We start from the raw sequence: 9,594 nt of genomic DNA on the forward strand, positions 1-9,594 counted from the left end.
GATCGAACCCCTCAGCGTCAGCGGAAGCTAGGATGATAAAACAAATGGCTCACCGATGCGAGAATCGATGCCGTGAGATGCCGTGTTTTTGTGGAAAACTGAAACGGACTTGGCTCCCGCCGTTCTTCATCTCCCTACCTCCATTTTCTTACCAACGTCTCTGCTACTGGTCCGGTTGAAACGAAGACTTCTGTCAAGCGTTTGGTTCGCTGTTGCAAAACAACTTGATGCCGGGCTCTGCGGCAAGCTCGCCCTCACCGTCTGAAGTAATCGATTCGAAAAACTCGTCGACCGAGCCTGGGTCCAACGTCGGTGGTGCCGCGGGCGATTCTGGCGGCAAAAACGTGAACTGGCGACCGTTGGCCAGCAAGACATCGTTGGCAAAGACCGCTCCCGAGCCATCGATATCTCGGAAGGCGTCGTAGCCCACCGCGCCGGCGAACGTGAATTGACTGACGTTGACCGTTAGCACATCGTTGGCCAAGACACCGCCACTGCCGTCCACATCACCCGGCAGCACGTTGAACCCAAAGATTGAATTGCCGCCGAGTGGATTGCCGGCCAGATCGACGATCGAATCCCCCAGCCCCAGCACCACCCGGTCCGCGCCAAAGTCAGCCGCGCCGGCCAACTGAATCGTCAACAAAAACGGCCCCTCGCCTCCGCCATTGGTATAGCTGGTCGTGATGCCAAACTCCGGCGCGGTCGCATAGTCCGGCACATTGACACCGTTCAACGTGAGATCGGCCGCGTCCATCGGGGCGCCGGTCGTTTTTTGAATGTCTTCACTGAACTCGACAAAGAGCGTGTCCAGGCCGTTCCAGGAGAGCGGCCGTAAGGGAGACGGTCCGGGAACTTCAACGCCGCGCAAATTTTGCGGATCAACGGCCGACTTGAAACTCGTCGCCCATCCGGACGCGGCGATCCGCACGTCTGTCACGGACGGTGGCACCACATCACCGGTCGGTGTGATGATGAAGTCCAAGTCGCTGATCGTGTTCAAACCATCCAGTGCAACCCGGTGGCCACCGTCGACCAGGGTATTCATCATGATGTTGACCGTCGCGGTCGATTTTGGAATCGCGACGATGTCGACCGTGCCTTCGCCGCCCGGCCCCGATACATCGTTGTCAAAGTTTGCCAGCACGATTGGCGCCCGTTCAAAGACAGACGCCTGCGCGACGCCAAAGCTCTCGAGCGGCTCGAAACGAATGGCCGGCGGATCGGCTGCAATGTCGGTGATGTTTCGGAAGATGGACACGCCGCCATCGGACAGTCTTGTCGCGACGATGTCCAAGTCCCCGTCGTTGTCGATGTCGGCCACGTCCATGCTGTCGATGCCTTTTTCACCGGTGCCAATCGGGTGTGCCGTTTCGCGAATGATCACCCCGTCGGCGCGACCAGCCAAGATCGACAGCGTATTCTGGCTGACGTTAGCGACAGCCAAATCCGCGATGCCGTCACCGTTAAAATCACCACTGACCATCTCCAACGGTCCGCCTTCGACGAGTTCCCGGTGCGACAACGCAAACACGCCCGCTCCGTCGCCGGTAAACAGCGCGACATCACCGAAGGGCGTGTTGGGCAATGTCGGCGAATTGTGCAACACGGCGAAGTCAACGATGTCGTCACCGTTGAAGTCATCCGAGACAATCGCCACAGGATCGTCACCGGGGACGGGGACGGCGGCTTGAGCCGTAAACGTTCCGTTACCATCGTTGGTCAGGATTTGAAATGACTCGTTGATTTTGGTGTAGACCGGCGGCGAAGCTTGGACCAGTTGCGAAGTCCCTGCGTTCAGCACGGCGAGATCCAGCGTCGTGCCCGCATCAAACAAACCGCTGGTCAAGCTGACCGGATTTTCGCCCACGTCGACTGCTTGCTGTGAGAGAAACTGGTTGGTGTCTTCATCAAAGTCCAGCAGGATCAACACATTCCCGGCCGACTGTCCCACGATCGCCACGTCTTTTTTACCCGCCGCATCCCTATTGAACTGGCCCACCACCATCTCAAGCGGCAGCGACGTCCCCGGCATCGTCTCCGTCGTCCCCAGCGGAATGTTGATCTCGCTCGGAGAGAATCCTCCCTGCCGATCGTTCAAGCGAATCGCCAGCAAATTTCCATCGCTGATCAAAACCGCCAGATCTTCGAAGCCATCCAAATTAAAATCGCTGGGCGTAGCCGCACTGGCGGTATCAAACGCAACCAGACCCGATAACAGGCGAGACGTTTCCAGATCAAACGAATTCCCTAGCGGCGTTGTATGCACAAAACCGTCGTTCAAGCTGGTTCGCAGTGTGACGATCCGAGAACTCAAGCCGTCGATTGCATACGTTCCATCCGCATTTGTGAGAGTGATTGGTTCATTTGACCCGATGTTGTGCCGACGGTTGTTGTTGGCATCGAGGTAGATGGGGATATTTCCATGTGAAACATCAATTCCTTGCTCAAACAGACCGCTACCGTTCGTGTCCTCGAACAGGCGTCCACTCACTATTGACGACGTCGACTGCCCCGTCGCCTGCACCCGCCGAAACCCGAAATTGCGATTGGTGACGTCGCCTCCGGCGGGCAAGAAGATTTCCCATTCGAAATTGCCGTCTGCATCGGGAGCGACTTGCTGAAATCCGGACGGGAGCGTCGCTAAGATTGAATACGAGACGTGGGCATCAACTTCAGCAAACTCATACAACCCCTCGGCATTTAGGGTCGCGGTGGGCTCGCCCACATCAAATTGTTGATTAAAGTTCAGGTCCAGGAAAACGACTGTGTTCATTCCCACCGGTTCTCCAGGGTCATAGACCCCATTTGCCACAACATCTTGGTAGATCCTTCCGCTGACTCTGCCAGGATCGGGCACGACTCCAAGATCGAGATCGGTAAGGATTTCACCGGGCCTTAGATTGAGAGTCGCAGCAGGTGTGACCAGCGGGCTGTGAGCCAGAAACGTGTCTGTCAGTCCATTGGTGTCCCCAGGAACGAGGTTGCCGGCGTCTGACTCAAACGCTACATAGCGTCCATCGTCGCTGATTGACGGCGCGTAACTAAAACCATCCCCTTCCGTTGCGTCACGACCGAGGCTGATGCGCTCGATCGTGCCCTCGGTGCGATCGTGGACAAAGATGTCTCCCCAGCTGTTCGTGTCGCCAGGGACAAGGTTGCTGGCCCATGATGAAAACGCCACATAGCGGCCATCCCAGCTAATTGACGGGGGGTAGCTCCAGCCATTCCCTTCGCTTGCGTCTCCGCCGAGGCTGACACGCTCGATCGTGCCCTCAAAGCGATCGTAAACAAAGCCATCTCCCACGCCGTTCGTATCGCCAGGGACGAGGTTGCTGGATTCTGACCCAAACGCCACGAAGCGTCCATCGCCGCTGAGTGACGCTGCGCGACTTCGACCATTTCCTTCCGCTGCGTCATCACCTCGGCTGACACGCTCGATGGTGCCCTCAATGCGATCGTAAACAAAGACGTCTCCCACGCCGTTTGTGTCACCAGGGACGAGGTTGCTGGCGTCGGACTCAAACGCCACATAGCGTCCATCGCCGCTGATTGACGAATTCCAACTTCCGGCATTCCCTTGCATTGCGTCACCGCCAAGGCTGACACGCTCGATCGTGCCGTCGGCGCAATCGTAGACAAAGACGTCTCCCGTGCCGTTCGTGTCGCCGGGGACGAGGTCGCTGGCCCCTGATTCAAACGCCATATAGCGTCCATCGGCGCTGATTGACGGCCTGGAACTCGAACCATTCCCGCTGACTCGCTCGATCGTGCGCTCGATGCGATCGTAGACAAAAACGTCCTTTCCGCCGTTCGTGTCGCCAGTGACGAGGTTGCTCGCGTTTGACTCAAACGCAACAAAGCGGCCATCGCCGCTGATTGATGCGTTGGAACTCATACCATTGCCTTCCGTTGCGTCAGCGCTGAGGCTGACACGCTCGATCGTGCGCTCGGTGCGATCGTAGACAAAGATGTCTCCCATTTCGTTGGTGTCGCCAGGCACGAGGTTGTCGGCGTTTGACTCAAACGCCATGTATCGACCGTCCGAACTCAAGTCCACGGACCACGACGCGCCGTTCGGTTGCAGAGACCTGCTTTGCGCCCAATCGATGGGAGGAACGAAAGCCGACCACGGTCTGCCCGAATCGACATCGACGGAGAGAGCGTGTTGTCCAGGCTGAATACCGTTGATCTCGACTTTTCCCTCCGTATCGGGGCTGAAAAGCACGGAGGTTTGCGGCGTTGAAAGTTGAACTTCAAAGTCGGAGATTCCTTCTTCTCCCGTGTCTTGCCGCCCATTCTGATTGTGATCGACATAAACCGTTGCGACCACCGAAGCGTTCGTCGCTTCCACTGCCCCGGCATCGGCGGAAAGTGGGCGCGTTTGTCCCAATTGATCCAGCGTCGTCCGCGTTGATGGTGCTCGCCAGTCGATCGCGGGATTTCCCAGAACCAATGGGTGAACGGGAGGAGCGTCATCCACACGCGTTAGCGGCAAGATTAAATCGGAGCCCGGGGAAGTCGAGAAAATGTTTTGTGAAGATAGCAATCCACTTCGGTCATCCAAGTCAAAGGTCACGTTATTCAGAGTGAATAGCGTGTTTGCTACACGGACATCTCCAACGATCGAGTGGTTTGACCCTGTGACGCCGGAGTGAGCAATCGTCACGTGAGATACATCAGATACATCCGTGAGAGGCTCCGGAGTATTGAAAGTGAGAGCTTGAATGCCATCGGTGGGACGATCGTGGACAAAGACGTCTGCCGCGCCATTCGTGTCACCAGGGAAAAGGTTGCTGGCCCCTGATTCAAATGCCACGAAGCGGCCCTCGCTGCTGATTGACGGACTCCAACTGTCGCCATTCCCTTCCGTTGCGTTACCGTCCAGGCTGACACGCTCGACCGTGCCCTCGGTGCGATCGTAGACAAAGATGTCTCTCGCGTCGTTCGTGTCCCCAGGGACGAGGTTGTTGGCCAATGATACAAACGCGACAAAGTGGCCATCACCGCTGATAGACGGCGCTTCACTCCAGTCGTTCCCTTCGGTTGTGTCTCCACCGCGGCTGACACGCTCGATCGTATCCTCGTTGCGATCATAGACAAAGACGTCTGAACTGCCGTTGGTGTCGCCAGGAAAAAGGTTGCTGGCCCGTGATTCAAACGCCACAGAGCGGCCATCGTCGCTGATGGACGGCGAGAAACTGTGACCATTCGCTTCCGATGCGTCGCCAGCGGTGCTGATGCGCTGGATCGTGCCCTCGGTGCGATCGTAGACAAAGATGTCGTAGCTGCCGTTCGTGTCGCCAGGGACGATGTTGCTGGCGTCTGACTCAAACGCCACATAGCGTCCATCGGCACTGATTGACGGACTCCAACTGTCGCCATTCCCTTCCGATGCGCCAGCACCGAGGCTGACACACTGGATCGTGCCCTCGGCACGATCGTAGACGAAGACGTCTGCACTGTCATTCGTGTCGCCAGGGACCAGGTTACTGGCCCATGATCCAAACGCCACATAGCGGCCATCGCTGCTGATTGATGGTGCGGCACTCTCCTCATTCCCTTGCGTCGCGTCACCACTGGTGCTGACACGCTCGATCGTGGCCTCGGTGCGATCGTAGACAAAGACGTCTCCCCAGTCATTCGTGTCGCCAGGGACGAGGTTGCTGGCCCGTGATGTAAACGCCACAAAGCGTCCATCGCCGCTGATCGACGGCCTGGAACTGTGGCCATTCCCTTGCGTTGCGTCACCACCGAGGCTGACACGCTCGATCGTGCCCTCGGTGCGATCGTAGACAAAGACGTCTCTCACGCCGTTGGTGTCGCCAGGGACGAGGTTGCTGGCTCTTGATTCAAACGCCACATAACGTCCATCGCCGCTGATCGACGGGTTATTGCTTTGGTCGTTTGCAGTGAGGATGCCGTCCGGAGGTGCCGTCGCGATCACGGCCAGGCCACCAAGATTCGCCGAAAACGTGGAGTTTTCGATGCGGCGGCTGACCCCCACGAGCGCGTGAACGCCGCCACCCTGGTTGTGATCAAACGTACTGCGTTGAATTTCGCCACCCGCCGTCTCACCGTAGAACACTCCGCCGCCAAAGTCGGCCTGATTCCCCGTCAGCCAAGACTGACGGATGGAAGCCTGACCTGACCACGCCGCGATTGCACCACCAAACGTGGAATCGGAGCCTTCCGCGTTCCGGACACCGTTCTCACGAGCGATCACGCTGTCCAAATGCAAGTCGCCCAACGACAGAACTCCCCCGCCACCTTGTGATGCGGGGGACACGCCTCCCTGGATCGTCAATCGCTCCAGCGTGAGCTGTCCTTGGGGATACAACTTGAAGACGCGATCGTGTCCTCGGGCATCAATGATTGTCGTGTCGTCGATGCCACCGATGATTTTGAGATTCCCCATGACGTCGAAGTCGCCAGTGTCGGCGTTCGACCACCCACCGGGATTCTCCAGGCCGAGCGTTTCGATCGAGGCCGCAAACGATGATTCAGGATCGACCACGGGTGGAAGATCGATCGTGTAGATTCCTGGTTCCAATAGAATCGTCCGCCCAGCCGGAGCGGCCGCATTCGCGTCGAGGATCGCACTGCGTAGCGACCCCGCAGCGAGCGAATCGACGAACGAATCGACATACAAGATCGATGGATCATCGGTGATTCGAACATCGAAAGAGCCGGCCAAACGCGTCTCGGTTGAAAGGCCGCCGGTCGTGGTGTTGACCCCACCGGCAACCGTTGAAATCCGGTACTCGCCATAGTCCAGCGGATCCCACTGTGGGGCAACATCGAGTGTCCAATTCTCCAGCAAACCTCCATCCAGGCTCGCTGCGTCGTCAATCTCGAGCGTCCACGCGCCGTTGACGTTCGACGTGAGAAGTGACGCAAGACTTTGCTCGGGCTGGAAAGTTCCCGTGAACGGTGCCGTCGCCTCCACGATGGACGTGTCGGCATTGTCGTCAAAGGTGCTTGCAACGATGTCGTCCGCCGAACCTCCTCGACCGGAGACCAGTGTTGCCCGAGCACCGTCGGGAGCGATCAGCGTAACCGTCAAATCAGAAACGGAGGTGTGCCGGATGTTCACCGTGACCGTCAACGCCGACGGAAGGCCCGATAGGTCGTCCACCCAAATCTGTGACGAGACCGTATTGGGGGCATCGCTTTGAATCACCACATTGGTCGAGTTGGTGAACGAGCCGCCGCCGGGAGCCTCCATGACGTAGGTTGCGACCGCACCGTCTGCGGTCGCCGACTTTGACCCCGGTTTGTAGGATACGGGAATCGCGTCGGCCGGTCCCCACTGTCGCGTGACGATGACGTCGTTGTCATCAATCGAATCCAAATCGATTCCGTCCCGGTGGCGGTATCTGACCGTGAATTCGGTTGACTTCCCGCCGCTGGTCGCAATGCTCTGCTTTTGTGTGACCCGGGCGGAAGGAGCAAAGACATCGGCGGCGATCGCACCGGAAGCACTCAGGCGTCCACCGCTGGAGACCAACTGATCACCGTTTTCGAGTGGTTCGACAGATGCGGCGTCTAGCAGGGCCGCGCGGATTTCGCCGACCGCCCCTTGAGGTTGTGAGGACCAAATCAACGCAGCGGCGCCGGCGACGTGCGGCGTGGCCATGCTGGTTCCGTTTGCCGTCCCGTAGCCGCCGCCTTTGAGTGTGCTGCGAATGCCAGTGCCCGGTGCGGCGATGTCAACAGTCGTGCGGCCGTAGTTGGAAAAGGATGCGAGCCCGCCGACGAGAGTGGATGCCGCGACCGCGATGACGTTGTCGACGTCGTAGCTGGACGGGTAGAAGGGCGTTTGGTCGTTGTCGACACCGTTGCCAAAGATGTCGCCGTTGCCCGCCGCTGCGACGAACAAGATGCCTTCGTCAGCTAGCTCGCCGATCGCGGTTTCAAATGCCGGCTCATAACCACCGGGCTGACCCCAACTGTTGTTGAGCACCCGCACGTTTGCGCCTTGGACCTCGCGATTGTTGACGTCGACTTCGTGTCGCTCGCGCATCATCTTGGCGTAGTTCACCGCCCGCAGCCCCGACCCCGCGTCGCTGCGGTTGTTGTTGTCGAGAATCCGCAGCGACATTAGCGATGTCTGCCAGTTGACGCCGACCACGCCGGTGTGGTTGTTACCGACCGCACCGATCGTCCCCGCGACATGCGTGCCGTGACCGAGTACATCATCGGGCTGATTCGGCGAGAACGGATCTTCGCCACCGCTGCGAAAGTTGACGCCAAAGAAATCGTCGAAGAATCCGTTCTGGTCGGTGTCACGTCCGTCCGACCAAAGCGGATCGAACAGCAGGTCTACCGGATCGATCCGGCCATTGACCGAGGAACGGTCTCCAACCAGATCTCGGACGTATGCCGCATTGGCTCCCTCCGCATAGGGCGTCGCAGTGGTCAACTGCGCTTCGGTCGCCAGGTCGCCGGAGACGAAGTTGTTGCTTCCGTCCAGAACCACCGTCGAAGCGACATAGATCGAACCGTCGATCACGTGCAAATTGTTCAAATCATAAAACGTGATCAGCCCGTCACCGTCGATGTCGACCAGGTCGCCTTTGAAGGTCGATGGAATCTCGCCTTGGTTGAGCCAGATGTTCAAGTACAAATCGGGATGATCGAGATCGATTCCCGAATCGACGACACCGACAACCGTTTGCATGCTGCCGGTCGATTCGTCCCAGGCCGCCTCGGCACCGATCGTTGTCAGACCCGCGAGTAGTCCCGGCGTGTAGTCCGAATCGTTCGGCGCCGTCGCTTGGCCCCTGATGATGGAGTTCAGGCTAAACGATTCGACGGAATCGCTACGCTCTAAGCTCGCTTCGATATCCGCCGCGGTGACCCCCTCGCCGCGTACCAAGACCAGACCTTCAGCACCGAGTCCGGCGATGATCGTGAACTCGATCGTGCCCTCGTCCAAATGCTGGTCAGCGGTCTGCAGGACGTGAACGCGCCCGGCAACTGAGTCGGTCAGTTGCAGGATCCATTCGCCGGCGGCAAGTTCTCGCGGACCTTGAAAGCCATCGGGATAGACGGCGTCGACCGCGGCGAGTGATTCCAGCTCGATCCGTGGGACGTCGTCGAAGGACTCGAACCACGTGATCGGAGCCGGAGATTCAGGCGGCGGCTGTTCGGTGGTGCCGCCGAAATCGCCGGCCAGCAGGAAACGCGATTCGAGCCGCTCGAGATGCAATCGTAGTCGATGGCGTTTCCAGAGTTTTGCACTGTTAGAAGTGCGAAGAGACCGACCACGCTTCTCGAAAGCGTGTGATGTGGGGTAATCATTGCCCATCGATGGCGTACCTACCAAAAAACCAATCACTAGTCATATGCGACTCCGCACATCACCAACGACAGGCTTAGGTGCCAATCGAACCCCTCAGCATCAGCGGAAGCTAGGATGATAAAACAAATGGCTCACCGATGCGAGAATCGATGCCGTGAGATGCCGTGTTTTTGTGGAAAACCGAAGACGTGTCGCCTGCGCTCCAGAAAGGAGATCGTGCAGCTTTTAAGTTGATGATAACACTGGGTTTGGGTCACTCTCCCCCTGGGGGTTCTTCGCGGATTTTA

The 9,594-nt window shown here is 58.3% G+C and carries 1 protein-coding gene; it reads right to left on the minus strand.

The genetic code is table 11. The features are described from left to right. Nucleotides 1-193: 193 nt before the first annotated feature. The gene (locus NZK35_RS27700) at nt 194-9,214 is read right to left on the minus strand and encodes a S8 family serine peptidase (RefSeq protein ID WP_259635770.1); all 9,021 of its coding nucleotides are present in this window, start codon (nt 9,212-9,214) and stop codon (nt 194-196) included. Between the last annotated feature and the right edge of the window lie 380 nt (nt 9,215-9,594).

The sequence above is a fragment of the Stieleria sedimenti genome (assembly GCF_025060895.1).
GTDB lineage: Bacteria > Planctomycetota > Planctomycetia > Pirellulales > Pirellulaceae > Stieleria > Stieleria sedimenti.